The 22,036-nt window shown below is 60.1% G+C and carries 23 protein-coding genes and 1 pseudogene; 18 read left to right on the forward strand and 6 right to left on the reverse strand.

Annotated elements, in window-relative coordinates:
* Positions 1-13 precede the first annotated feature (13 nt).
* The 8 genes from ACLIRY_RS15945 (at position 14) to ACLIRY_RS15980 (ending at position 8,837) form a co-directional block, all read left to right on the forward strand.
* Complete coding sequence (locus ACLIRY_RS15945) at positions 14-1,537, forward strand: ABC transporter substrate-binding protein (RefSeq protein ID WP_413206408.1); 1,524 nt, start codon at positions 14-16, stop codon at positions 1,535-1,537.
* Positions 1,538-2,189: 652 nt separating this feature from the next.
* Positions 2,190-3,152: a tonB-system energizer ExbB gene (exbB, locus tag ACLIRY_RS15950; protein WP_413206409.1), complete on the forward strand. Its 963-nt coding sequence runs from the start codon at positions 2,190-2,192 to the stop codon at positions 3,150-3,152.
* 13 nt (positions 3,153-3,165) lie between these two features.
* The gene (gene exbD, locus ACLIRY_RS15955; protein ID WP_413206410.1) at positions 3,166-3,594 is read left to right on the forward strand and encodes a TonB system transport protein ExbD; all 429 of its coding nucleotides are present in this window, start codon (positions 3,166-3,168) and stop codon (positions 3,592-3,594) included.
* Positions 3,594-4,466: a TonB family protein gene (locus ACLIRY_RS15960; protein ID WP_413206411.1), complete on the forward strand. Its 873-nt coding sequence runs from the start codon at positions 3,594-3,596 to the stop codon at positions 4,464-4,466. Before exbD ends, ACLIRY_RS15960 begins: the two co-directional genes overlap by 1 nt.
* A gap of 397 nt (positions 4,467-4,863) precedes the next feature.
* On the forward strand, positions 4,864-6,051 hold the full coding sequence (locus ACLIRY_RS15965) for a phosphoribosyltransferase domain-containing protein (protein ID WP_413206412.1): 1,188 nt from the start codon (positions 4,864-4,866) through the stop codon (positions 6,049-6,051).
* A 1-nt stretch (position 6,052) separates the two neighbouring features.
* Positions 6,053-6,835: a hypothetical protein gene (locus ACLIRY_RS15970; protein ID WP_413206413.1), complete on the forward strand. Its 783-nt coding sequence runs from the start codon at positions 6,053-6,055 to the stop codon at positions 6,833-6,835.
* Positions 6,835-7,923 (forward strand): cysteine protease StiP family protein, encoded by a 1,089-nt coding sequence (locus ACLIRY_RS15975; protein ID WP_413206414.1) that lies wholly within the window; start codon positions 6,835-6,837, stop codon positions 7,921-7,923. Before ACLIRY_RS15970 ends, ACLIRY_RS15975 begins: the two co-directional genes overlap by 1 nt.
* The gene (locus ACLIRY_RS15980) at positions 7,920-8,837 is read left to right on the forward strand and encodes an HpcH/HpaI aldolase/citrate lyase family protein (protein ID WP_413206415.1); all 918 of its coding nucleotides are present in this window, start codon (positions 7,920-7,922) and stop codon (positions 8,835-8,837) included. Before ACLIRY_RS15975 ends, ACLIRY_RS15980 begins: the two co-directional genes overlap by 4 nt.
* Positions 8,838-9,074: 237 nt before the next feature.
* On the opposite strand, the gene ACLIRY_RS15985 is transcribed toward ACLIRY_RS15980, so the two are convergent.
* Positions 9,075-10,091 (reverse strand): ATP-grasp domain-containing protein, encoded by a 1,017-nt coding sequence (locus tag ACLIRY_RS15985; protein WP_413206416.1) that lies wholly within the window; start codon positions 10,089-10,091, stop codon positions 9,075-9,077.
* Between the two features lie 516 nt (positions 10,092-10,607).
* On the opposite strand from ACLIRY_RS15985, the gene ACLIRY_RS15990 reads away from it, so the two are divergent.
* From ACLIRY_RS15990 to ACLIRY_RS16020, 7 genes and pseudogenes are all read left to right on the forward strand, one after another.
* Positions 10,608-11,186: a TerD family protein gene (locus ACLIRY_RS15990; protein WP_413206417.1), complete on the forward strand. Its 579-nt coding sequence runs from the start codon at positions 10,608-10,610 to the stop codon at positions 11,184-11,186.
* A gap of 12 nt (positions 11,187-11,198) precedes the next feature.
* Complete coding sequence (locus ACLIRY_RS15995) at positions 11,199-11,783, forward strand: TerD family protein (RefSeq protein WP_413206418.1); 585 nt, start codon at positions 11,199-11,201, stop codon at positions 11,781-11,783.
* 223 nt (positions 11,784-12,006) lie between these two features.
* Positions 12,007-13,218 (forward strand): TerD family protein, encoded by a 1,212-nt coding sequence (locus ACLIRY_RS16000; RefSeq protein ID WP_413206419.1) that lies wholly within the window; start codon positions 12,007-12,009, stop codon positions 13,216-13,218.
* A 12-nt stretch (positions 13,219-13,230) separates the two neighbouring features.
* Entirely contained in the window at positions 13,231-13,683 is a 453-nt protein-coding gene (locus ACLIRY_RS16005) for a tellurite resistance TerB family protein (RefSeq protein ID WP_413206420.1), read from the forward strand.
* A gap of 86 nt (positions 13,684-13,769) precedes the next feature.
* A complete protein-coding gene (locus tag ACLIRY_RS16010; RefSeq protein ID WP_413206421.1) occupies positions 13,770-14,795 on the forward strand; it encodes a TerC/Alx family metal homeostasis membrane protein in 1,026 nt (341 codons plus the stop codon).
* 185 nt (positions 14,796-14,980) lie between these two features.
* Positions 14,981-15,298, forward strand: a complete 318-nt coding sequence (locus ACLIRY_RS16015) for a hypothetical protein (RefSeq protein WP_413206515.1) — start codon at positions 14,981-14,983, stop codon at positions 15,296-15,298.
* Positions 15,299-15,306: 8 nt separating this feature from the next.
* A pseudogene (locus ACLIRY_RS16020) lies at positions 15,307-15,447 on the forward strand (transposase); the annotation flags it as partial.
* Here the strand turns inward: ACLIRY_RS16020 and ACLIRY_RS16025 are convergent.
* From ACLIRY_RS16025 to ACLIRY_RS16040, 4 genes are all read right to left on the reverse strand, one after another.
* On the reverse strand, positions 15,410-16,327 hold the full coding sequence (locus tag ACLIRY_RS16025; RefSeq protein WP_413206511.1) for an IS110 family transposase: 918 nt from the start codon (positions 16,325-16,327) through the stop codon (positions 15,410-15,412). The pseudogene ACLIRY_RS16020 and the gene ACLIRY_RS16025 overlap by 38 nt on opposite strands.
* A 266-nt stretch (positions 16,328-16,593) precedes the next feature.
* Positions 16,594-17,172, reverse strand: coding sequence for a thioredoxin family protein (locus ACLIRY_RS16030; RefSeq protein ID WP_413206422.1), 579 nt, complete (start codon positions 17,170-17,172; stop codon positions 16,594-16,596).
* Positions 17,172-18,008, reverse strand: a complete 837-nt coding sequence (locus ACLIRY_RS16035; protein WP_413206423.1) for a mechanosensitive ion channel family protein — start codon at positions 18,006-18,008, stop codon at positions 17,172-17,174. The genes ACLIRY_RS16030 and ACLIRY_RS16035 overlap by 1 nt, the downstream gene beginning before the upstream one ends.
* A gap of 104 nt (positions 18,009-18,112) precedes the next feature.
* Positions 18,113-18,247, reverse strand: coding sequence for a hypothetical protein (locus ACLIRY_RS16040; RefSeq protein ID WP_413206424.1), 135 nt, complete (start codon positions 18,245-18,247; stop codon positions 18,113-18,115).
* Between ACLIRY_RS16040 and ACLIRY_RS16045 the strand changes: the two genes are divergently transcribed.
* Positions 18,246-19,268 (forward strand): hypothetical protein, encoded by a 1,023-nt coding sequence (locus ACLIRY_RS16045; RefSeq protein WP_413206425.1) that lies wholly within the window; start codon positions 18,246-18,248, stop codon positions 19,266-19,268. The genes ACLIRY_RS16040 and ACLIRY_RS16045 overlap by 2 nt on opposite strands.
* 307 nt (positions 19,269-19,575) lie before the next feature.
* Positions 19,576-19,728, forward strand: coding sequence for a hypothetical protein (locus ACLIRY_RS16050; protein ID WP_413206426.1), 153 nt, complete (start codon positions 19,576-19,578; stop codon positions 19,726-19,728).
* A 134-nt stretch (positions 19,729-19,862) separates the two neighbouring features.
* Here the strand turns inward: ACLIRY_RS16050 and serA are convergent, their stop codons facing one another.
* On the reverse strand, positions 19,863-21,098 hold the full coding sequence (gene serA, locus ACLIRY_RS16055) for a phosphoglycerate dehydrogenase (RefSeq protein ID WP_413206427.1): 1,236 nt from the start codon (positions 21,096-21,098) through the stop codon (positions 19,863-19,865).
* 410 nt (positions 21,099-21,508) lie between these two features.
* Between serA and ACLIRY_RS16060 the strand changes: the two genes are divergently transcribed.
* Positions 21,509-21,970 carry a RidA family protein gene (locus ACLIRY_RS16060; protein WP_413206428.1) on the forward strand — a complete coding sequence of 154 codons (462 nt, stop codon included), beginning with the start codon at positions 21,509-21,511 and terminating at the stop codon, positions 21,968-21,970.
* Positions 21,971-22,036 lie beyond the last annotated feature (66 nt).

Below are 22,036 nucleotides of genomic sequence, written 5' to 3' on the forward strand. Positions count from 1 at the left end.
CAGGAGATTTGTGATGCTCGGAAGAAGAAACATGTGGTTTGGCGCTGCGGCGGCGGCCTTCTTATCCTTCGCGACGGTTGCCCCCACCGTCGCCCAGGCCGACAACGTCCTGACCATCGGGCGCCGGGAAGGCAGCTCCACCTTTGATCCCATCAAGACCGCGCAGAACATCGACAACTGGGTGTTTTCCAACGTCTATGATGTGCTGGTCCGCGTGGACAAAAGCGGGACCAAGCTGGAACCGGGTCTGGCGGAAAGCTGGGAGGTCTCCGATGACGGCTCCGTCTACACGCTCCATCTGCGGGACGCGAAGTTCTCCGACGGGTCGCCGATCACCGCAGACGATGTCATCTTTACCCTGACCCGCATCCGCGATGACGAAGGGTCCCTTTGGTCCGATTCCTACAAGGTCATCAAGGATATGACCGCGCCGGATCCCAAGACCGTCGTGATTACCCTGGAGGGCCCTTCGGCGCCGTTCCTGCCTTCGCTCGCTTTGCCGGGAGTCTCCATCCTGTCCAAGGCCGGATTCGAGGAGATGGGAGCGGAGGCTTACGCCGAAAAGCCCATCGCGTCCGGGGCCTTCGTGGTGGATGAATGGCTGCGCGGCGATCGGGTGATTCTCAAGAAAAACCCCGAGTTCTGGGAGGCCGACCGGGTCAAGCTTGATGGGGTCGAATGGATTTCCGTGCCCGATGACAACACCCGTATTCTCCAGGTGCAAAGCGGTGAGTTGGACGCGGCGATCTTCGTGCCGTTTTCGCAGATCGAGGAACTCAAGAAGGATCCCAACCTGACGGTCCACCTGGATAAGTCCACCCGGGAAGACCACCTGTTGATCAACCACTCCCATGCCCCCTTGGACAACAAGCTGGTGCGCCAAGCCCTGGACTATGCCATCGACAAGAAGGCGATCGTTGATGCGGTCACGTTTGGGATTGGCACGGTGGCCAATTCCTACATCCCCGATGGGGCCCTGTACCACTATGCCGACAACCTGCAGCGTCCCCATGACGTGGCGAAGGCCAAGGCTCTGTTGGCCGAAGCGGGCGTCAAGGATCTGAAGCTGGACTATCTGCTTGCGGCGGGCAATCAAGTGCAGGAACAGACCGCCATTCTGGTCCAGCAACAGCTTGCCGAGGCGGGCATCACCGCGACCCTGCGGAAGATGGATGCCAGTCAGACCTGGGACATGTTGGTGGCCGGGGATTACGACATCTCCATGATGTATTGGACCAACGACATCCTCGATCCGGACCAGAAGACCACCTTTGTCCTGGGCCATGATTCCAACATGAACTACATGACCCGCTACGAGAACCCCAAGGTCAAGCAACTGGTCGCCGATGCCCGCGTCGAACTGGATCCGGCCAAGCGCGAACAGATGTATATCGACCTGCAGAAGATGGCCAAGGACGACGTCAACTGGATCGATCTGTACTACAGCCCCTATTGCAACGTGACGCGCAAGAATATCGAAGGGTTCTATCAGAACCCGTTGGGCCGGTTCTTCCTTGAGGACACAGTGAAGAACTGATCGCGTCCCCTATCGCGCTATCCATAAAAAAGGCCGCTGTCCCCTGGGATGGCGGCCTTTCCGTTAGAGTGCTCCGAGATCAAAATCCACTGGCGTTGCGGGATTTGCCTCCGTTGCCTGCTCAAACCCCCATTTTTTTATGGCCTGGGGTCTGGGGCCTTTCGCCCCCAGCCTCGCCAAAGAGGGGGGGACGGGGCAAAGCCCCGTGACGGGAAAAACCCCTGTCGTGTGCCGTGACGAATGGCATGGAGCCGCCGAAGGGACCAAGCAAAGCGGACGGCTCTTTGTCGTCCGGGTGGGTCAAGCCATGGGTTCCCAAAATGAGATTGCGACTGAGTATTAATGCCTGTATTCCGATTGCGGAATTGGCCGCTAAATCCGCTTATCGGGCTTCTTTGAGCGGGGGCTGTGGGCGCTCTATCGTGGGCGAGAGGCGTTTCTCGTCCGCGGAGTAAATCTATTTGGAATCTGTTGGATTTTTGGCGGTCTACCTGGCTCGACTCGGGAAGGGATGGACCTGGATTGGTCCATTGGATGGGCGGCGAGGAAGGAAGGACGTGACGATGAATAGGGAAACCATCGGCGAAATGGCGCTTCACGGAGATCGCTTTGCCGGGCTGGATGAACCGCCAGTCCAAAGGGAGGCCGTGTGATGGGCCGCCTTTGTCCTGTTCTTGCTCTTATCGGCGGTCTCTTTTTGGTCGCGGTTACAGGCTTGCCGGGTCTCGCTCAGCAGCTCGCGCCGGAGGTCTCTTCCCAGGGGGCATCCGTCGGGTCAGTGGATGGTGAGGAAACCGCTGTCCCTACGATGGGAAGCGGCCCGGATGTGTCTTTGGACGGTGTGACCGAAACTGGGGCTGGTGGGGAGGAGGGGCCGGACGCCGAGCCGATGGGTGAGGCTGAACAGGGAACCCTGCCCCATGATTTGTCTCCCCTCGGAATGTTTCTGGCGGCGGACTATGTGGTGAAGGGGGTCTTGTTGGGGCTGATGCTGGCCTCTCTCCTGACCTGGACCGTCGGGGTGACCAAGGCGCTTGAGGTCATGGTGGGGGGGCGCCGCCTGCGCCGCATGGCCCAGGATCTCAATCGGTCGGAGACGTTGGGGCAGGCCCTGTTGCTTCTGCGGGTCTCCAACGCTCCCGAAGCTGTCCTTGTCCGGGAAGCCGTCGCCGAAAGCCAAATGTCACAAAGCCGCGTCCATCAGCCGGTCAAGGGACTGGTCGAGCGGGTGTCTTCCCGCCTGTCCCGGGCGGAGGCGGCCTTGGTTCGACGCATGAACAGGGGAACGGGGGTCCTGGCTATCATCGGCTCCACGGCGCCTTTCATCGGTTTGTTCGGAACGGTCTGGGGGATCATGAACGCCTTCATCGGCATTTCCAAATCCCAGACCACGAACTTGGCCGTGGTGGCGCCGGGCATCGCCGAGGCCCTGCTCGCCACGGCGATCGGTCTGGTGGCGGCGATTCCAGCTGTGGTGCTCTACAATCTGTTCGCCCGTGCCATCGGTGGGTATCGCGCCGGTCTTTCGGACCTGGGGGCAGATGTGGAGCGCAAAGTGGGGCGCGATGCCGAATTGGGGCGTTTGACCGTTGGTTACGCCGACGTGGCGGAATAAGGGGGGCGGGGAGATGGCCGGACGATTGGATGACGGGGGGGATGAGCTGCTCGAAAGTCACGAAATCAATGTGACGCCCTTTATTGATGTGATGTTGGTCCTGCTGATCATTTTCATGGTGGCCGCCCCCCTGGCCACGGTGGATGTGCCGGTAAACCTTCCCGCCTCCACTGCCGAGCCCAAGCCCCGGCAGGAAACTCCCCTCTATCTGACGGTCCAGAAGGATTTGACCCTGTCCCTCGGGAACGAAGCCGTTGCCCGGGAGGCCTTGGCTGGAGCCTTGTTGGCCAAAACCGAGGGAGACAAACAGCAGGTGATCTATCTGCGGGCCGATAGCTCCATTGACTATGCGGCCCTGATGGAGGTGATGAATCTGCTGCGTGCGGCGGGCTATCTGAAGGTGGCCCTGATGGGGCTGGAAACCTCGGCAACCGTTCAGTGATGGTGACTCTGGACGAAAAGGGCGGCGCTACAGCGCGGCGCTGGGGTATGGGGCTGACCGTCGCTCTGGCGCTTCATGGCGCCCTCATCGCGCCCTTCTACCTGATGCCACGGAGCGCTCCTGCCGAGCCCCTGGGGGATGTCATGGTCATCGACATGTCCCAGATGACCGCCTCACCGCTCACGGTGAATCAGGATCCGGCGGCGGAGGAAATTCCCCCCACCGAGGAGCCGCCAGAAGAGAGCGTGCCTGAAGAGGTTCCCCCAGAGAACCCTCCTCTGGAAGAGGTTGTGCCAGAAGAAGTTGTTGATATGCGGCCACCCGAACCGGTGCCGCAGCCGAATGTGGAACCCCAGCCCGAACCCCAGCCCGAAGCGGAAGTAAGCCCGCCCGAGCCGAAAAGGGAGCCTCCTCCTCCGCCTCCTGCGGTGAAGCCAAAGGCGCCTCCACCGGAGGACCAGCGTCCGGTCAAGAAAACCGTGGAAAAGCCGAAACCTGTCGGCAGGCTATCCTTTGACGCGCCCGAGGCGGAGACCTTGGCCTCGAAACCCCTTGGCGCCGATGTCCCGCCATCCCCCCAGCGCATCGCGAGTTGGGGCAGCGAGGTCAAGGCCGCGCTGCTCCGTGTAAAGAGCTATCCCCAATCGGCAAGACGTCGGGGGCAGGAAGGCAGTCCCCGGGTCCAATTCTCGCTGGATGGCCAGGGAAAAGTTCTGGCGGTTGATTTGGTGAGGTCCAGCGGTGTGGATGTGCTGGATCAAGAGGCGGTGAAGATGGTGTGGCGTGTCGTTCGGTTCCCCCCGCATCCAAGCGGAAAGCCGATCACCGTCATTGTACCCATAGACTTTGATCTCAAATCCATCAGAAGATAGGAAAGGAAGGGCCTTTGGGGGCAAGGCTCCTTTCATTCCAGACGGGGGCTCTGGGATCGGGATATGGGGCCGGACCCAGCTGTAAAGATGAAGAAAAAGAAAGGGTAGCAATCACTTTCACACAAGGATTGTAGAAAAAATCTTGACAATTAGATCTTTTTCTGACAGGAACTTTGGATTGGTCTGGTCCGGTTCTCTCTTTTTCGCGACCTTGAAGAGCCGTATACTTATTTGGTAGCTTCGCTCTGTACGAATAACAGCCTTCCCAAGGGGCCCTTATTCCTACTCCAAAATCTTGGAAATCATGGAGCGAGCCGCCGATGCAAACACTGCCTAAGGGGGGACTTAGGGCGTCCTGCACGTCTCATAAGGCCGTCGAACTTAAGGTCACCGGATCGTGACGGACAGACTCCCCGCAGAGACCGCACACGCAGAGACCGCGAGGGTTGAGTTGGCGAGGGGGGCGTTGCAGGTCGAGGTTCGGCGGAGCGATCTTCCCCTAGAGCGGTTGTGCGGTTTCGCCAGTCGCAGAAACCCCAAACGTCCTTTCTTGTTTGTCAGCCGCGTCCTGGGGCGTCACCTGCCGGTGCGACCCCAAACCATGCGCATGGCCCACCGCAGGCTGGCCGCGAAGCTTCTCGCCGACCTTCCGGGGCCAGCGGTGACCATTGGTATGGCGGAAACGGCCGTCGCCTTGGGACATGGGGTGCATGAGGCCTGGCGGGGTCTGTCGGGGCGCGACGACCTGTTGTATATCCATTCCACCCGATATCGCTTGGCCGATCACAGGCTCCTCTCGACCTTCGAGGAAAGTCACAGCCATGCCACGGGGCACCTGATCCACCAACCCGCTGACCCGGTCAATGCTGAGCTGTTCGCCGCATGTCGGACCCTGGTGTTGGTGGACGACGAGGCATCGACGGGATCGACCTTCCTGGCCCTGGCGGAGGCTTGCCGAAGACATATGCCGCGCCTGTCGCGAATCATCTGCGCGACCATCACAGACTGGATGGGAGCGGACCGTCGGGAGGAGATTCGCAGCGGGATGCCAACGCGGACGGATTTTGTCTCCCTGCTCGAGGGCAGCTATGCGTTCACGCCCTCCGATGCCCCTCCGCCCAGGATGCCGGATGTCACCGGCAATGGTGGACCCAAGGACGCTCTTCTTCCCGTAAATTGGGGGCGGCTTGGCGTCCGCGCACCGCGACCACTGCCAGACCATGTGAAGGCCATTCGGGCCAAGCCTGGCGAACGCCTGCTTGTGCTCGGGACCAGCGAGTTCGTCTTCCCGCCCTTCCAACTGGCCCGCCGACTTTCGGCGATGGGAGCCGATGTGATGGTTCAGGCGACAACGCGATCCCCCATTCTCGAAGGCAACGACATATCCGGAATTTTGGAGTTCCGCGACGCCTATGCGGACGACATTCCGAACTTCCTCTACGGGGTTCCTCCGGGCCGATACGACCGTGTCCTGGTCTGTTACGAGACCCCACCGGAGACCGCCCAACAGGCGTTGCTCTCGGCCCTTGGGGCTGAGCCTGTCTTTTTCAATTTCCCAGTCTTTTTCAATTTCACTGAGGCCTGACATGCGCCGCATCGTCTTCGTTGACCTCGACGACACGCTGTTCCAGACGCAGCGGAAGAACCCGCAGGCCGACCGGCTTGCCGCCGTCGACCGGGAGGGAAACCCGCTGTCTTTCCGCGACGCGCGACAGGAGGCCTTCCTGGATTGGTTGGCTCAGGACGCCCTGGTTGTTCCTGTCACCGGTCGCAGTGTCGACGCGTTCCAGCGGGTCAGGCTTCCCTTGGGTAAGGCTGCGATTTGCTCGTTTGGCGGGGTCATCCTTGACGGTGATGGGCAGCCGGAGCGCGAATGGCACCAGAGGATGACCGAAGCGGCCCAAGGACTGGCAGACCTGATGGAGACCCTGCTCGATGTGGTCGCGACCACTGCGGCGGGCGATCAAAGGGATGTCCGCTATCGCATCATCCGAGACGCAGGGCTACCGCTCTATATTTCGGTGAAGCACAACACCAACGATGCCGAGGAGGTGGCCCGTCTGGCAACGTCGGTGGCGCCCTCCGTCCCGCAGGATTGGGTTCTCCACCTGAACGCCAACAACATGGCCCTGTTGCCTCCCTTCCTGGGGAAGGCCGCCGCCGTGGCGTATTTTTTGGAACGGTTCGCGGGCGAAGACGGAGACGGTGGTGACAGTCAGGTTCTGACCTTGGGTGTGGGTGACAGTTTCACGGACCTGGGCTTCATGGGGCTGTGTGATTTTGCTGTAACTCCATCCAAGTCCCAGATCATGTCTGCCGTCCCCTGGCAGACGCACCGTGATCTCGTCGCCGAGAGAGGTTTGCGGTAATGAGATTGGAAAACGGGTTCAGCGGCAGTTATGACCCCGCCGACGTGACCTTTCTGCTCAAGCGCGTCCAGATGGCATTTATGGACGTCGAGGCTAAGGAAGACGCGATTCAGAGCGGCCGGAAGCATTACAGCGAGATGCTCGCCCCCGAAATGGCCCCGACGGCCGAATATTTCACCGTGTTCTGGGAGGCCTTCGCGGCGAACCGAGATCGCGTGGGGCGGGACATCGCCCGGCTTGCCAAGGCCTTGGCTTTGCGGGGCGGCGCGGAAATCGTTCTGGTCAGTTTGGCGCGGGCGGGAACCCCCGTGGGCGTTCTGTTGAAGCGCACGCTTGACGTCCTGGGCCGACGGGCGGTGCACTACTCGGTCTCCATCATCCGGGACCGGGGCATTGACCTGGTGGCCATGGAAGCGATCCTTGGGCTGCACTCCCCGTCCGATGTGGTCTTTGTCGACGGTTGGACGGGAAAGGGAGCGATTGGGGGAGAGCTCGCCAAGGTCCTCTCCCGCGACCTTCCCATGCTGGCTGGGGCACCGCTCTGCGTTCTGTCCGACCTCGCGGGGGTGGCCGGTCTCGCCGCAGGTGACGAGGATTATGTCATCCCCTCGGCGATCCTCAATGGGGTCATCTCGGGCCTCGTCAGTCGCACGATCTTGAACGCCGAGGTGGTCGGCCCCGAGGACTTTCATGGTTGCGTGACCCTTGACCACTTGGCGGGGATGGACCTGAGCCGCACTTATGTGGATAAGGTGATGGAGGATGTCCTGGCTCAACTGGACGAAGCCGAACCGGCGTGCTGGGGGGAAGGGGAGCGGTCCAGGGCGGCGGCCATCTCGTCCGCCTTTGTGGACGCCATGCTTGCCAGGACCGGGACAGGGGATCGGAATCGGATCAAACCCGGGATCGGCGAAGCGACACGGGCCCTGCTCAGGCGGGTACCCGATCGGCTGTTCGTCCGCGATCCAGGAGCCCGCGACGTCAAACATCTGATGGCCCTGGCCAGCGAGCGGGGCGTTTTGGTAGAGGTTGATCCCGACCTTCCCTATGGGGCTTGCGCTGTGATCAAAACCTTGGGTGATACATGACCCTTTCCCACCTGAAACTGGGGGCCAGCTTGTATGTCCCTGCCAGCCGAAGCGACATCGTTGCCGTCGTCAATGGGGACCGGTATCCGGGGTTGCGTTCGGTGATCCTGTGCACGGAAGACAGTATCCTGCCCGGGCAGTTGGTGGGGGCGCTCGACAACCTTCGCTATGGTTTGCCCCGGATTGAGGGCGCCGGCCCCCTCGTCTTCGTCCGCCCAAGGGACCCGGAAACGCTGGCCTGCATTCTTGCCATGCGGGGTGTGGAACGGGTTGACGGATTCGTCTTGCCGAAGGCGACAGAGAAAAGCGTTGCGGCCTATGCTGCGCTTGCGCCCGAGCGCTTCCTCTTGATGCCGACCCTGGAAACGCAGGCCGTTTTCGACCCCACTGCCATGGCGGGATTGCGGGACTTCCTGTCTTCTCCTGGGCTTCGGGAGCGGATCCTGGCGCTTCGTATCGGTGGCAATGATCTTCTGAATTTCCTGGCTGTCCGGCGTCGTCCCGGACGGACCCTCTACGATACCGCCCTGGGACCGGTGATCGCTTCTTTGGTCGCCACCTTCCGCCCCCATGGGTTTCCCCTGACAGCCCCTGTGTTTGACGATTTTGGTGATTCCGAGACCTTGAAGGAAGAGGTTCTGCGCGACCTCGACCACGGGCTCATCGGCAAGACTGCGATCCATCCCCTTCAGATTGCGGGGATCGAGAAGCAGTATTGGGTCAGCCGATCGGAGCTCGAGGCGGCGGAGGCAATTCTGGCCGATGATGCCCCGGGCGTCTTCCAGATGGGGCAGATCATGTGTGAACCGGCCACCCATTCTCAGTGGGCCCGTTTGATCATCGAACGCGCCAAGATCTATGGGGTGGTAGACAACGGGGATACTTCTGTTCTGGACCGTGAGTTTGTCGCTTAGAGTGAATGGGGAAACGTGGGAATCGGGTTTCACGGTACCGGGACAATGTTTCGTGTTTTTTGGGCGATTGCCCAAGCCCATTTGGGGGCGATGCCCCCAAACCCCCATTTTTCTTTTTAAAACAACAGCCTGGGGTCTGGGGCCTTTCGGCCGGTAAATGCTTGGGGTCTGGGGCCTTTCGGCCCCAGTGGGGGACGGGGCAAAGCCCCGTGACGGGAAAACACCCCGGTCGATGCTCTAAACCTCTATGCACCCTTGAACGGGGGCCACCTTCATCCCTTGGACCGGGAGGGGGACATCCCCGGGAGTGGCCAAACCTGCTGTCAGCATGAGATTCCAATAGGGGAAGGCGACGCCAGACAGACAGGTATAGAGCAACCCCCCGGACATCCGGCTATTGACCTCCAGAAAGTATTGAACTCCATCCCGCTCCTTGGTTTGCAAATTGAAGATGCCGTCAAGTTGATATCTTTCCGTCAGGAAGGCGGCGAGGTCAATGGATGGGCCGTCCACCTCCAAAAGCTGGTGGTCGCTGAACTTGATGCGAGACACCGCCCGGACAAGCTGTCCTTTGTGGGCGAGGACGTCCACGCTCCGCTCGATCCCCGGAAGGTAGGACAGGAGCATCATGTCCCGGTCCTGTGGGGATGCGGCCAATGCTGCGCGGAAGGCGTCAATTGAAATACGGATGCTATCGCCCGCGAGCATCCACTTGAAGTCACTCTGCTCCCGCTCAAGGATCCGGAAGCCAGACCCGTAGACCCCGACACAGGGTTTTACACAAAGGCCCTCGTCAAGGCCCCCCAATGCGATGATGGCTTCGTCCAACTCGTCGAGTGTCCGGAACGTCCGGTAAGGGGGGAGGGGCACCTCCGTGCCTTCCAGGTCGTCATAGAGGGCCTGCTTCCGATCGACCATGGCCATGACATCCGGCGGCCCCATGACCGAGACCGCAACCCCGATGGCTTCGAATGCGTCGCGCCGGGCGGCGATCGCCTCGCGCCTCCTCTGGGGAACGAAAATCCCCACGCCGTGGTCCCGGCATTGAGTCAGGCACCAATCGATATAGGCAACGTCGCTCCCTCCCTGTTGTTCGATGGCAAATTCGTCCGCAGCCCGTGAGACGGGGGAATGCGGATTGACATGGGTCGCCCTAAGGACAAAATGCCCGGATCGATCGGCGGTTCTGATCGCCTGGAGCGCGTCATAGGTGTTCGATAGTCCTCGGTTGAAGAAGACTTTCACCAGGTCCATATTTATCACCATCGCCAGAGCGCCCATTCCGGCCATCCCGGTGATGATCAGCCACCTAGAGTGCTTTCGAGGCCAAGTTGGGCCAAGACGTGGCCCTATAAGTCGAGAGCGAAATTGGGCCAGCTTGACTCAAACCGATCCAGTGTCCCTCTCGCGCCGCGAAGTCCTATACCCAAGTTGGCTCCTGCGGCAAAGACCTTCTTGTTCCGGCCTTTTTTTCCCGGTCAGAAAGGGGGCCTCAAACCGATGGGAAAGGACAGGGTATAATCTGAAACCCAAGGAAGATGGGCTTTACCCTTCGGTAAGGTAAAGTTGGTGATGAATGCGGGTTGACGAGCCTCTTCATGTTCAGGACACTGTCGCCGTAAGAAAGAATTTGCATGGCTCTCCGGTTGCACTTTCATTAAATTTCCTTGAGTTACAGTCGCTTCAAAAAAAAGACACAAATCGATTGTATAACCTTATGATGTTCTCGTTTATCGCTTTACTCACCAAAAACAAACTGGAGGTTTGAACATGGCTGTTTCTCTGTCCAAGGGCGGAAACGTTTCCCTGAGCAAGGAGGCTCCGGGCCTCACCGCCATTGATGTCGGCCTTGGTTGGGATGCCCGCGTCACGGACGGATCCGCGTTCGACCTGGATGCTTCGGCGTTCCTGTGCAACGAGAGTGGAAAGGTCCGCGCAGATGCGGATTTCATCTTCTACAACAACAAGACGTCTTCCGACGGGTCAGTCGTCCACCAGGGAGACAACCAGACCGGCGCGGGCGACGGTGACGACGAAGTCCTGTCCATCGACCTGAACAAGGTCTCTGCCGATGTCCAAAAGGTCGCCTTTTCGGTCACCATCCACGAGGCCGAAGTGCGCAAGCAGAACTTCGGTCAAGTGACGAACGCCTTCATCCGTGTTGTCAACAAAGCCGATGGCAAAGAAATCACCCGCTACGATTTGTCGGAAGATTACAGTGTCGAGACGGCGATGATCTTCGGGGAACTGTACCGCCACAATGGCGAGTGGAAGTTCAAGGCCATCGGCCAGGGCTTCGCCGGCGGCCTGGGTCCTCTCGCCCAGAGTTTTGGCGTCAACATTGGCTGAGGGGCTATCCACATGTCCGTTTCCCTTTCCAAGGGTCAGAAGATCAGCTTGTCCAAGGACAATGCCTCTCTGAGCCGCATTTCCATGGGCGTCGGTTGGGATGTCGCCAAGAAGGGGGGCTTCCTGGGAGGCCTCTTTGGCGGCGGTGGCGGGGATATCGATCTCGATGCGTCCTGTCTGGTCTTCGATGATGCCGGTCAATCGGTGGACGAGATCTGGTTCCGCCAACTCAAAGGCATGAATGGGGCCATCGTCCATACGGGGGATAATCTGACCGGAGCAGGTGATGGCGATGACGAGTCGATCAAAGTTGACTTGTCAAAACTGCCCGCAACGGTCAAGTCCCTGGTCTTTACGGTCAATTCATTTCGAGGCCAGACCTTTGACAAGGTGGAAAACGCTTACTGTCGGGTCCTTGACGAGGTGTCCGGCAAGGAACTGGCGAAGTTCGTCCTGAGTGAAGCCGGGTCCCATACCGGTATGATCATGGCGAAGATCTACCGGCATAATGGCGAGTGGAAGATACATGCCATCGGCGAGAAGACGAGCGGCCGGACCTTCCATGACATGATGCCGACGATTCAAGGGGTCCTTTAGGGCTCGCGAACCGAAAAAAATGGGAGGGGGCGGTTGTCCTGGACGTGTGGCGGAAACACCGGCACTGTCAGGGCGACCGCCCCCCCCTTTCGCTTGGAGCCGGATCATCCGACAGGAAGGAAGAGGGGGGACTCTTCCTTTCCCCGCGCCCTGTTGGAACCGGCGCCAACAAACGCATCATCAAGACAACGCATCATCAAGACATAGAGGACGGATAATGGGCATGTCGTTGACGCCTGGGGCGAATCTGGGGATCGCGGCGAAACGGATCTCCGTGACCATCGGCTGGGATCTTGAGGCCGAGGGGGTCGACGCCTCCGCCTTTCTTTGCGGGACCTCTGGCACGGTCCTCTCCGACGACCATTTTGTCTTCTATAACGCCTCCCGGTCCCCTGACGGATCCGTGGGATTCACGCCGGGGGCGGGTGCCTCCCTGGAGATGCGTCAGCGCTTTGATATCGATTTGGACAAAGTCGCGGCTTTGGTCGAGAAAATCGACATTTGCCTGACCATCCATGAGGGCATAGAACGGGGTGTGAATTTTGAGTCCCTGCGGAAGGTTGCGCTTCGCGTGATGGACTTGGATGGCGGGGACGAACTCGCGCGCTTCGATGTCCCCGTGCCGGGAATGCGCGAGACCGCAGCGATCCTCGGTTCGGTCTATCGCCGAAATGGCCAATGGAAATTCCGGGCCGTGGGGCAGGGATTCATCGGCGGTTTGGCGCCATTGGCCCGCCATTACGGCGTTGATGTCGCAGAGGAGGAGGCCGCCTCGGCTCCTCCATCCCCACCTCCGGCGGCGCCAGCGGCGCCTGTCAACTTGACAAAGGTCACGCTGGAGAAACAGGGGCAATCGGTCTCCCTTGAGAAAAAGAACGACGCGGGCTTTGGCGAAATTCTGTTCAATCTGAACTGGAACCAACGGCCCGAGAAGAAGGGGGGATTTCTGGGGGGGATTCTGGGCGGATCCAAGGGGATCGACTTGGATCTCGGCTGCCTCTGGGAACTCGAGAGCGGCGATAAGGGGGCCGTTCAGGCGCTTGGAGAGAGCTGGGGGGCTTACCGCCAAGAACCCTATATTCAGCATGCGGGCGACGACCGCACCGGCGCGACCTCAGAGGGCGAGACCATACGTATCAACGGCGACAGGCTATCGAAAATCAGGCGGACCCTGGTCTATGCATTCATCTACCAAGGCGTGCCCAATTGGGCTGGTGCGGATGGTGTGGCGACCGTCAGGATTCCGGGTCAACCTGATATCGAGGTCCGGCTCGACAACCCAACCTCTGGGCAAGGCATGTGCGCCATTGCCCTTATTGAAAACGACCGGGGCAAACTCAAGGTGACCAAGGAGGAGCGATACTTCCGCAGTCACCCTGATATGGACAAGGCATACCACTGGGGTTTGCGCTGGTCCGCCGGTTCGAAGGATTGAAAGGAAAGTACAATGGCATTCACCGATTGGCTGAAAAAGAACGTGATGGAAGCCCGGGAAACGCTCGGTGCCGAGATCACCAAATTCAAGTCCAAGGATCTGCTCGAGGCGGTGGTGGCGGGATGCGCCCTGGTCGCCTATGCCGACGGGAGTGTCTCGTCGGAAGAAAAGCAGAAGATGATGGGGTATCTGAAGACATCTGATCAAATGAAGGTGTTCGATTCCGGAGATGTCATCAAAATTTTCCAGAAATATGTCGAAAAGTTCGAATTCGACGCGGCGATTGGGACCGGCGAGGTCATGCAGGCGATCGGCAAGTTTCGCGGGAAGCCGCAGGCCCAACTCGTGGTGCGGGTCTGCTGCGCTATCGGTGCTGCCGACGGCGATTTTGACGAAACGGAGCGGGCGGCCGTTCGCCGCATGTGTTCCGAACTCGGCCTGACCCCCTCCGACTTCGATCTTTAGATCACATAGGCCGAGCGATTTGTGGATTCGGATAACCGGATCCACTTTTTCGCACTTCGCTCTAACGCTTCGGCAAGGACCTCTTTATGGCCCACTTCGGTTTTCCGATCGAGACGATCGCCATCTTCTTTGGCGCCATTGCCCTTTCGGTGTTCATGGACCTCTTCGCCCATCGCAATACCAAGGAGATTTCCGTCCTTGACGCCAGTCTCTGGTCTACCTTCTGGATCGGGTTGGCGGTCGCCTTTTATGCCTATCTGTGGGTCCGGTTCGACGAAAAATGGGCAGACCTCTACCTTGCCGGAGTTGCCTTGGAGAAATCCCTCTCGGTGGATAATCTGATGGTTTTCATGGCCATCTTTTCATCCTTCGGCATCAAGGGGGCGCTTCAGCACCGTATTCTCTACTGGGGTATCATTGGTGCCCTTGTTTTTCGCGCCCTCTTTGTTGCGGCTGGAACGGGTCTGTTCCAGTTGGCCCCTTGGGTCGGCTTCGTTTTCGCCGCAGTCGTGGCGTGGTCGGGCTGGAAGATGCTTCGGTCCCGTGGTGAGGAGGAGGAGATTACCGACTACTCCGATCACTGGTCGGTTCGGCTGACCCAAAAGGTCATGCCGATCTTTCCCCGCCTGCATGCCGAGAAGTTTTTCATCACCCGGGCGGTCGTGAAGGATCTCGCCAAGACGGATGCGACCATCAAACTGGCCAAGGATGCGGCCGTCTTCGCGACCCCTGCTTTCCTCTGCCTGATGGCGATTGAGACCTCGGACATTATGTTTGCCTTTGACTCGGTGCCGGCAGTCATCGCCATTACCCAGGAGCCTTTGTTGGTCTATGCGGCGATGATCTTTGCGGTTCTTGGTTTGCGGTCCCTGTATTTCGTATTGGCGGCCCTAACCCAATACCTCGTCCACTTGGAGAAGGCCGTCATTGCCCTTTTGTTCTTCATCGCCTTCAAGCTGACTGTGCAGTCCGGCGAGCATGTCTTCGGGTGGGACTTCTTGCATATCAGTCCCAATGCGAGCCTTCTGATTGTGCTTGGTACCCTGGCCGCAGGCGTTGTTGCGTCCTTTATCTGGCCTGGGAAAAAAGTCAATGAAACGGGGTCCGCTTGATTCGAGCTGATCCAGCGCGCCTTCTGGCGCGCAAAAGCCTGGGGCCTGAGGTCTTTCGACCGTAATATCCTTGGGGTCTGGGGCTTTTCGGCCCCAGCCTCGCCAAAGAGGGGGGACGGGGCAAAGCCCCATAGGCGCTAGCATAGAGCTGGACACGGGGAATCGGATTGTGATTCATATAGGAGATGAAAAGCACAACACTTTATGAAGGGTCGAGTTGGGCGGAGATATTGAGCCGTCTTTCTGCCGATATAGACCTTGATGCCACGGCTCGTGAAAGCAAAGCTTTCATCCGGCCCCGTGGGGTACGAGATCCTGCGCCGCTCTTACGTTTGGCTCTGGCCTATGCGGTCGGAGGGATGTCCTTGCGGAGGACCGTTGCCTGGGCTGAGGCTGCAGGCGTGGCGCAGATCAGCGACGTCTTGCTACTTGATCGTTTACGCAACGCAAAGGAAAAGCATGCAGAAAAGCCAGTCGACAATGCCGGGCTATGTCACCATTAGGAGAAGTTTCTGCGGGGTGGATGATGCTTCTCACCTCTCTCGATAAAGACGCGGCAACACCTGAACAAATAGCTTCTCTCTATCGGTTACGCTGGCAAAACGAACTGGCATTCAAGCGATTGAAGAGCCTCTTATACCAAGGTGCGGTGAGTCAAACTCACCGCACCTTGGTATAAGGTATGGGCGCCTCGTATCCTTCTCGTCGCGCACCATGGCATTCAAGGTGGTCAGGAGTTTCCGGGCGACGGCGATAAGGGCGAGTTTGGCGGGTTTCCCCTTGGACCGCAGGCGTTCGTAAAGTGTCTTGAAAAGGCTGTCTTTTTTGCACCTGATAGCACCCAAGGCGGCCATGTAGAGAGCGTCCCGCACGCGCTTTCGCCCGCCCTTGATCATGCGTTTCCCACGGAACTGACCGCTATCGACGTTCATCGGCGCCAACCCGGCAAGGGCGCCGAGTGCCTTTGGGGAAAGCCTCCCCAATTCCGGCAGCGTGGCCAGGAGAAAGCAGGCCGCAACAGGGCCAATACCCGGCGCCGAACGAAGGAGTGGCGCGGCCTTTCGAAGCGCGTCATCGGCTTTCACTGTTCGCTGGATTTCCTTATCCAGGGCAACGATTTCGTCGGAAAGGAAGTCGATATGATGCCCGATATGCTCCGCCGTCCAACCATCGCTTTCACTGGCACGGGTCTTTTCCTGGGCCCTTATGGCGACCAGCTGATCCCGACGGGTGGCCACATCTCGCAACCTTTGGCGGGACGCCGAAGGGGGAACTGTCTCCTCCAGCTCCAAGGCCCGACCATAGGTCGCGAGCATACGCGCATCCAAGGCATCGGTCTTGGCGATCCGCCCACAAGCCCGGGCAAAGTCCCGGGCGCGTTGGGGATTGACCCTGGTGTACCGAATCCCCGCGTCGTGCAGGGCGCGAGCCAAGGTTTGGTCGTACACCCCCGTCGCTTCAAACACGACCAGGAGATTTCGTCCCCGCCAGGCCTCGACCAGTGGCGCGATGCTATCGGATGAATTCCCGATGCGGGCACCTTGCCCGTTTACGGTGTTCCTTCACCAGGGATCCACCGGTCTCCCTCTCGCGCCCATCATAATGGCACAGATGCTTCACACAGGGATCCAGGGTTGATTTCGGGAGCGTTAGTGAAGTGCGCTCCTGTTGCGTCAACCGCATAGGTCAGTTGCCCCCACCCTGGATTTCCGCCTGCGCGGGAATGACGAAGAAAAAAACCTTAGAGGAAAATAAAGAAACCTGTATAAATTAGTGCATTCGCGAGAATGACGCACTCTCATTCAATAAGTTTTAGAGTATCTTCTTTCCATTTGATGGAGCAGCCCATGGATGGGTGTTGCGGACCCGGTTCCTCAAGGGGATTTCGGGCAATGGCCAGCATGGCGTCCAAAAGCTCCCGGGGACTGTCCGCTGGTGGGGGCGTTTTCCGGCCCGCATCCAACCGCCCCCGGTACTTCAGGGTCAGATAGCGGTCAAAGCCGAAGAAATCCGGTGTGCAGACCGCCTCGAAAGATTCCGCTACAGCTTGTGTCTCGTCCACCAGATAGGGGAAGGGGAAGCCGTGGTCCCGAGCGAAGGTGACCATATGCTCGGGCGCGTCCGCCGGATAAGCGGCGACGTCGTTGGACATGATGGCCACCACACCGACCCCCGCTTCCTGTAGCGCCTTGGCATCCGCAACGAAGCGATCGACCATGGATTTCACATAGGGGCAGTGGTTGCAGATGAAGGCGACCAGCAGGCCGGTCTTGCCCCGCAACTCTTTCAGGCTCCAGACCCGGCCCGTGGGGTCGGGCAGGGCGAAGTCGGGGCAGAGGGCTCCGAGGTCGGCGCCGGGGGGCTGTAGGCTGACCATCAGGAGCCCTTTTCGTTCACATGGTGAAGATGAACATCCCGCTGGGGATAGGGGATGGAAATGCCCTGGGCATCCATAGTGGTCTTGATGGCCTTGGTCAGGTCGAATTTCACTGCCCAATAGTCTCCGGCTGCGCACCAGAAGCGGACCATGACATCCACGGCGCTGTCCCCCAGGTTGGTGATGGCGGTCATGGGGGCCGGGTCTTTCAGTACTCGGGCGTCGGCTTCCACCAGGGCTATCAGGGCAGCCTGAGCCTTGTCCATGTCATCGTCGTAGCCAATGCGCAGGGTCAGGTCCAGCCGCCGGGTTGGGTTGGTGCTGTAGTTATGGATGGGGACGCCCCACAGGCTCGCATTGGGAACCACCATCATCACATTGTCCGGCGTCGCCATTTCCGTGATGAACAGGGTTGTTTTCTTCACGGTTCCCGCGATGCCAGAGGCGTCGATGTAGTCTCCCACCTTGAAGGGACGGAAGAACAGCAGCATCACCCCGGCGGCCACGCTGGACAGGGTGCCCTGCAAGGCCAAGCCGATGGCCAGGCCTGCGGCGCCCATGACGGCAACGAAACTGGTGGTTTCCACGCCGAACCGGTTGAGGACGGCGATGATCGTGAAAGCCAGGACCAGATATTTCACGGAACTGGACAGAAAGCCCTTGAGGGTTTCGTCCATGCGTTTCGCCCGGGATAAACCCCTGTCGGCCAAGTCTGACAGCCAGCTCGCGGCGATCCAACCGACGACGAGTATGAAAATGGCGCCCAGGACGGAGAGGCCATAAAGGCCGACGTAACCCACGATGGTATCGAGGCTGGAGCGGAGGGTTTCTTCCATGGAGATCTCGCGAATGGGGAGAGGAAAGGCTGGTCTCCATCTTGGGACCGCTGAGCGCTGTCTTCAACCGTAGGACCGAAAAGAAAGAGCCAATAACCCTTTCTTTACGGCCTTATCCCCGTAATGGCCCCTTGGACCGGCTTTACAGTGGCGATGAGAGAGGCGAGGGACGCGATGGCGAGGGACGCGATGGCGTGGGATGCGATGGCGTGGGATGCGATGGCGTGGGACAGGGGCATGGAAGCGGTTCCTGCGGTGTCACCCAATGGGCGGCCCAATCTTCCCCAACACTCCCACCTTTCCCTCCCGCTCGCGCCCTATGATCCCACTGCCGAGATTTCGCAGGCCTTCGTGTCCTTCCTCGCTGCGATTATTCCCGGGGCGGACGACCGGGCTGTGGTCCGCGACGGCGCCACGCGGCTGGCCCGTCGCCTCGCCAGGGTTCTGTCCCTGGAGGACGGGGAGCTCGGGTCGGGCTGCTTTGTCGGTGGCGCCCTGGGGCGGCGAACGGCGATTCTCATTCGGGGAACCCTGCCAACCATTGACCTGTTCTTGACCTTGACGCCCGGCGCAGAGACGGCCACGCCCGGAGCCGCCTTGGATGCCACGGCGCGCGCGGCGCGCGCCTTGGGGCTGTCCCCCCAGGCTATCGGCCCCCGGGCTGTTACCCTGCGAGAGGAGGGATTGCGCTTCGCGCTGATCCCGACAGTGAACGAAAGCCGCAAGGGAATGGGGGGGCGCAGGGTCATCCCTGGCCGGTCAACGTCCGGGGCCAGCCGCTGGATTCCCTGGGATCCCCTGGCTGAGGCCGCAGCGCTTCGGGTTTTGGGGATGGTTCATGGGGAGCGCCCCCGGATGCTTTTGGCGATTCTCAAAGCCTGGCGGAGCCACAACCGTGTGCCCCTGTCCGGCTATGCCCTGGATGTGCTTGTCCAGGCCTTCTTTCAGGATAGGGCCGGGGCGGTGGTCCTGGGCGGGCGAGCCAAGCCCCAGGACCTGTTTGAAAGCTTCATGGCCTGGGGGCGCAACGCCACCCCGGGCGGCTTCCCACTCCCTGGGGGGGGACGGAGTCTCTCCGTGGGGGATGGCTGGCATGGTCAAGCGGCATCGGCCTATTGGCTTGCGGTCCAGACCCGGCAGCTTTGCGCCAAGGGGGATGTGCCGGGCGCGGCGTCTATTTGGCGGACCCTGCTGGGCGAGGCTTTTCCCGAAGCCTTAGGTGCCCTGGACGTCGGCTCTGGAGTCTGCTCCAGGGACTGATCGGGTTCTGGGACCTCGTTTTTCCAACCCTGACAAAGGTCATAGGGGCAGGGCGAAGATATTTTTTCGCCCTCCGACGGAGGCATTTTGATCGGTCATGCGCACAGTGTGCGGTTCTGCAAGTGCTTGCAACCATTCGATTTTGCGCGCCGCAAAAGCTACAGTAATGTGACAATTGCCACCTAATCCCTTGTATATAACGAATTTCCGATGTCACAAAACCTTGCGTCGGCGCACAATGTGCGCTACATTCTGATCATCGAAGAGGGGGCGCGCCGTTGCCCCTCTCACCATGGAGGACAGTATTATGATGAACCGTTTCTTCCTTGTGGCGAAGGCCTTGGGCCTGGCCACCTACCCGATGACTCAGGCGCACTGGTTCGAGCATTCCGCTGACGAGGAAAAGGCTTTTGATCGGGCCCTGCTCCGGACCAAACCCCAGGCTGTGACCGTCCACTAGGTGCGGTGACATGTCGGGCTCGCGACGAGCCAATTAAAAAGCCCCGGTAACGATCGTGCCGGGGCTTTTTGTCTGTCTGTCTGATGTTGTTTTCGGATTGAGATCCGAAGCCACTCTCATATGAGGAGGGGGCGTTACCGGAGGAATCGGAAGCGCAGGGTGCCTTTGACGCCGGCCAGGGCTTGGCGGAACCCCTCGCCCGCTTTCAGGTCCTTTTCCACGTCCACGACCACGTAACCGACGTTCGGGTCGGTCATCAGGTATTGGCCCCGGATGTTGATGGCGTGGGTGGAGAAGATCTCGTTCAATGCGCTCATCACACCGGGGATATTCTGGTGGATGTGCAGGAAGCGGGTGACGTTGGCCTGTTGGGGCAGGGCCACCTCCGGGAAGTTGACCGACCCCAGGGTGGAGCCGTCATCGGAGTACTTCACCAGCTTTTCAGCCACTTCACGACCGATGCCCATCTGGGCTTCTTCCGTCGAGCCGCCCACATGGGGGGTCAGCAGGACGTTGTGGCGGCCCCGAAGGGGGCTTTCGAAGGGCTCATCCTTGGAGGCGGGCTCCTTGGGGAACACGTCCAGGGCGGCGCCCTTGACCTTGCCGCTGTCCAGGGCGGTCACCAGGGCGTCGATATCGACCACCTTACCCCGGGACAGGTTGATCAGCTTGACGCCGTCGGCCATGGCGGCGAACTCGGCGGCGCCAATCATGTTTCGGGTATCGGGGGTGTCGGGGACGTGCAGGGTCACCACGTCGGACAGGGAGAGCAACTCCTCCAGGCTTGCACAGGGCTGGGCGTTCCCGATGGCCAGCTTCTCGACGACGTCGAAATAGCGCACGCTCATGCCCATGGACTCAGCAAGGACGGAGACCTGGGTCCCGATATGGCCGTAGCCGACGATGCCCAGGGTCTTGCCGCGGACCTCGTGGCAGCCAATGGCCGATTTGTCCCAGCCGCCCTGGTGCACGTCCCAGTTCCGGGTGGGAATGTCGCGCATCAGCATGACCGTCTCGGCAATCACCAGCTCGGCGACGGATCGGGTGTTGGAATAGGGGGCGTTGAAGACCGGGACACCCAGTGCTTCAGCAGCACCGGTGTCGACTTGGTTGGTGCCGATGCAGAAGCACCCGACGGCCATCAGTTTTTCGGCAGCGTCCAAGACATCCTTGGTCAGCTTGGTGCGGGAGCGGATACCGATAATATGGGCATCCTTGATTTTTTCCTTCAGCTCCTCCCCGTCAAGGGCGCCCGTCAGGTGCTCGACATTGTTGTAGCCACGGCTGTTGAAATACTCGATGGCGCTCCCGTGGATGTTCTCGAACAAAACAACCCGGATCTTGTCCTTGGGCAGCGAAAGATTGCTCACGGCGACTCCCTTCCCCTATGCGATGTCGAAGACCTTGGTTCCAATCCTCCTCCATGGGTGCCATGGGGGAGGTCCCGCAGGGACAGGTGGCTTCGTTGTGTCCGCCCGGTGGCGCCGGGACGGTCTCGGTCTGGTCTGGTCGGATCGCATCCCCTCGCAGGCCCCATGGACTTTGAAGCTGGCGAAGTTTTTTGATCCAGACACATAAAATAAGCGGCGTGAGAGGGGGAAAACCGCTATCCCCTTTCCGTCCGCCACCCGGTTTGAGCGTCGGGTCAGGCTGGAATGCCAACACCCCTTGGCCGCTCGCCCCATTGACGGCTCCCCCGGGATTCCATCCCGCGGCGGGGGGGCGCGTCGGAGCGACTGGTTAACACGGATCCCTTCGCCGCGGGAGAGGAGATTTACCCATGTCCATCGAAGCCCGCCTGGCCGAGCTTGGTATCACCCTTCCCGAAGCCGCAGCCCCCGTTGGCGCCTATGTTCCCTGGGTCATCGAAAACGGTCTGGTGATCCTGTCCGGCCAGATCACCATGCGGGATGGCGCGCCCCAATATTTGGGTAAGCTCGGCCAGGACATCGATATTGAGACCGGACAGGCTGCGGCCCGGTTGTGCGCGATCAATCTTCTGTCCCAGTTGAAGGTTGCCTGCGGTGGTGACCTGGACCGGGTGCGTCAGGTGGTGCGCTTGGGCGGTTTCGTGAACTGTATCCCCGAATTCACCGCCCATGCCCAGGTCGTCAACGGTGCCAGCGAGGTGATGGTCGAGGTGTTTGGTGACAAGGGCCGTCACGCCCGGGCCGCCGTCGGCTGCTCCAGCCTGCCCCTGGGTGTTTCCGTCGAGGTTGAGGGGCTGTTCGCCATCGATTAAGTCTTCGGGCGGAAAAGCGCGTTGCAAGACGGGGCAGGCAACCCGAGTTAAAGGGGTGTCTGTCCC

Origin of the sequence: Rhodospirillum sp. A1_3_36, assembly GCF_047263945.1 — a bacterium.
GTDB lineage: Bacteria > Pseudomonadota > Alphaproteobacteria > Rhodospirillales > Rhodospirillaceae > Rhodospirillum.

Bases quoted from the DNA above. Each gene is read 5' to 3' on its own strand.
- ACLIRY_RS15945 (WP_413206408.1), top strand. From the start codon at position 14: ATGCTCGGAAGAAGAAACATGTGGTTTGGCGCTGCGGCGGCGGCCTTC.
- exbB (WP_413206409.1), top strand. From the start codon at position 2,190: ATGGGCCGCCTTTGTCCTGTTCTTGCTCTTATCGGCGGTCTCTTTTTG.
- exbD (WP_413206410.1), top strand. From the start codon at position 3,166: ATGGCCGGACGATTGGATGACGGGGGGGATGAGCTGCTCGAAAGTCAC.
- ACLIRY_RS15960 (WP_413206411.1), top strand. From the start codon at position 3,594: ATGGTGACTCTGGACGAAAAGGGCGGCGCTACAGCGCGGCGCTGGGGT.
- ACLIRY_RS15970 (WP_413206413.1), top strand. From the start codon at position 6,053: ATGCGCCGCATCGTCTTCGTTGACCTCGACGACACGCTGTTCCAGACG.
- ACLIRY_RS15975 (WP_413206414.1), top strand. From the start codon at position 6,835: ATGAGATTGGAAAACGGGTTCAGCGGCAGTTATGACCCCGCCGACGTG.
- ACLIRY_RS15980 (WP_413206415.1), top strand. From the start codon at position 7,920: ATGACCCTTTCCCACCTGAAACTGGGGGCCAGCTTGTATGTCCCTGCC.
- ACLIRY_RS15985 (WP_413206416.1), bottom strand. From the start codon at position 10,091: ATGGACCTGGTGAAAGTCTTCTTCAACCGAGGACTATCGAACACCTAT.
- ACLIRY_RS15990 (WP_413206417.1), top strand. From the start codon at position 10,608: ATGGCTGTTTCTCTGTCCAAGGGCGGAAACGTTTCCCTGAGCAAGGAG.
- ACLIRY_RS15995 (WP_413206418.1), top strand. From the start codon at position 11,199: ATGTCCGTTTCCCTTTCCAAGGGTCAGAAGATCAGCTTGTCCAAGGAC.
- ACLIRY_RS16000 (WP_413206419.1), top strand. From the start codon at position 12,007: ATGTCGTTGACGCCTGGGGCGAATCTGGGGATCGCGGCGAAACGGATC.
- ACLIRY_RS16005 (WP_413206420.1), top strand. From the start codon at position 13,231: ATGGCATTCACCGATTGGCTGAAAAAGAACGTGATGGAAGCCCGGGAA.
- ACLIRY_RS16010 (WP_413206421.1), top strand. From the start codon at position 13,770: ATGGCCCACTTCGGTTTTCCGATCGAGACGATCGCCATCTTCTTTGGC.
- ACLIRY_RS16015 (WP_413206515.1), top strand. From the start codon at position 14,981: ATGAAAAGCACAACACTTTATGAAGGGTCGAGTTGGGCGGAGATATTG.
- ACLIRY_RS16030 (WP_413206422.1), bottom strand. From the start codon at position 17,172: ATGGTCAGCCTACAGCCCCCCGGCGCCGACCTCGGAGCCCTCTGCCCC.
- ACLIRY_RS16035 (WP_413206423.1), bottom strand. From the start codon at position 18,008: ATGGAAGAAACCCTCCGCTCCAGCCTCGATACCATCGTGGGTTACGTC.
- ACLIRY_RS16045 (WP_413206425.1), top strand. From the start codon at position 18,246: ATGGAAGCGGTTCCTGCGGTGTCACCCAATGGGCGGCCCAATCTTCCC.
- ACLIRY_RS16040 (WP_413206424.1), bottom strand. From the start codon at position 18,247: ATGCCCCTGTCCCACGCCATCGCATCCCACGCCATCGCATCCCACGCC.
- ACLIRY_RS16050 (WP_413206426.1), top strand. From the start codon at position 19,576: ATGATGAACCGTTTCTTCCTTGTGGCGAAGGCCTTGGGCCTGGCCACC.
- ACLIRY_RS16060 (WP_413206428.1), top strand. From the start codon at position 21,509: ATGTCCATCGAAGCCCGCCTGGCCGAGCTTGGTATCACCCTTCCCGAA.